This window comes from Rhizorhapis sp. SPR117 (assembly GCF_021742065.1).
On the sequence record NZ_JAKKIE010000188.1, the window covers coordinates 1 to 1,139 of the forward strand.

The 1,139-nt window shown below is 59.1% G+C and carries 3 protein-coding genes and 1 pseudogene; 2 read left to right on the forward strand and 2 right to left on the reverse strand.

All coding sequences use genetic code 11. The annotated features are described in order from the left end of the window. Together L3X40_RS22390 and L3X40_RS21860 are read left to right on the forward strand one after the other, a co-directional pair. The coding region (locus L3X40_RS22390) for a transposase (protein WP_272908149.1) at nt 1–246 on the forward strand (246 nt) is incomplete at its 5' end. Further along, nucleotides 182–430, forward strand: a complete 249-nt coding sequence (locus tag L3X40_RS21860; RefSeq protein WP_272908150.1) for a transposase — start codon at nt 182–184, stop codon at nt 428–430. The genes L3X40_RS22390 and L3X40_RS21860, both read left to right, overlap by 65 nt. On the opposite strand, the gene L3X40_RS22640 is transcribed toward L3X40_RS21860, so the two are convergent. Further along, nucleotides 408–785 carry a transposase DNA-binding-containing protein gene (locus tag L3X40_RS22640; RefSeq protein ID WP_445177237.1) on the reverse strand — a complete coding sequence of 126 codons (378 nt, stop codon included), beginning with the start codon at nt 783–785 and terminating at the stop codon, nt 408–410. The genes L3X40_RS21860 and L3X40_RS22640 overlap by 23 nt on opposite strands. A 17-nt stretch (nt 786–802) precedes the next feature. Next, nucleotides 803–916 (reverse strand): annotated as a pseudogene (locus L3X40_RS22645) (transposase DNA-binding-containing protein); the annotation flags it as partial. Nucleotides 917–1,139: the final 223 nt, after the last annotated feature.

The following is a 1,139-nucleotide window of genomic DNA, read 5'->3' on the forward strand; positions in this document are numbered from 1 at the left end:
TTCGGCATGAAGGCGCACATTGGCGCGGACGCGGCTTCGGGCTGCGTGCATTCGGCCGAAATGACTTCGGCCAATGTGCATGATAGCGTGGTGACTGATGCGCTGCTCCACGGCGAGGAGGAAATTGCCTTTGGCGACAGTGCCTACGCAAGCAACGAGCGTTCGCTCGAAGCCGATCGGGATGAAGGCGATGTCGTCTGGGCCACGCCTTTCAAGCGCAAGAAGGGCCAGGGGCCTGACCGATGAACAGCGCCGGATCAACCGGCTGACGTCTTCGTTCCGCTCCAAGGTCGAGCACGTCTTCCGGGTCGTCAAGCGCCAGTTCGGCTATACCAGGACGCGCTATCGCGGCCTCTACAAGAACAGCCAGCAGATTTTCTGCCAGCTCACCTTGGCCAATATCTACATCATGCGCGAGAAATTGGCCTAAACCGCAGGATAACTGCGCCCGGAGAGCCGGGAGTGGCCTCCGAAAACAGCCAAAAACCGGCAGAAGTAGACCGAAAATCCACGATATTGGCCAAATTCACGCTCCACAAAGAGCGCGCGACCGCAATGTTCGCGACTGAAGCCGCCCGCAGCCCAAATTTCCACCTGCGCAGAGGTTCCTTAAATATGAATTCCGTGGCGTCCTGAAGAACGAGGATCGGTCCGTCGATCGCTCGAATGCGCTCGGCCGTTGCCGCGAAATGACCCGCGAGGATCTGGGCTCCGCTGACATCGTCATTCGAGAGGAAGCGATAGGCCGCCTTGGTGCCCGCCCAATCGCCACATGCCAATGGCAACGGTCTCCGATCGACGCGCTGAGACGATGCACCAGGCTGCGGAGCCTCTTGCCAAGTCGCTCATCGGAAAATCTCGAGCCGGCGAGCTCGCGATCGATCCACGTTCCAATATCCGTTGCCCCGCCGCCCATCGTGCACCCCGCTCTAGCGTTTTGGTGCTCCGGGATGAATCATGCCGGCCTCCCTCCCGGCAACGGCAATGAGTCGAGTGGAATCGTCAGTGCGGCGACTTGTGGGTAATTGAAAGGTTCCTGCCACGCTTACCGATAACCGGCCCCGCGCACAAAATTACTGACAGTTGTCTAATTGATTTTGCCCCTTATGCGCTGACCTTGGTCTCTGGTTGTCTACGGG

Excerpts from the sequence above, each read along its gene's own strand:
- L3X40_RS21860 (WP_272908150.1), top strand. The coding sequence starts at position 182 with ATGAAGGCGATGTCGTCTGGGCCACGCCTTTCAAGCGCAAGAAGGGCC.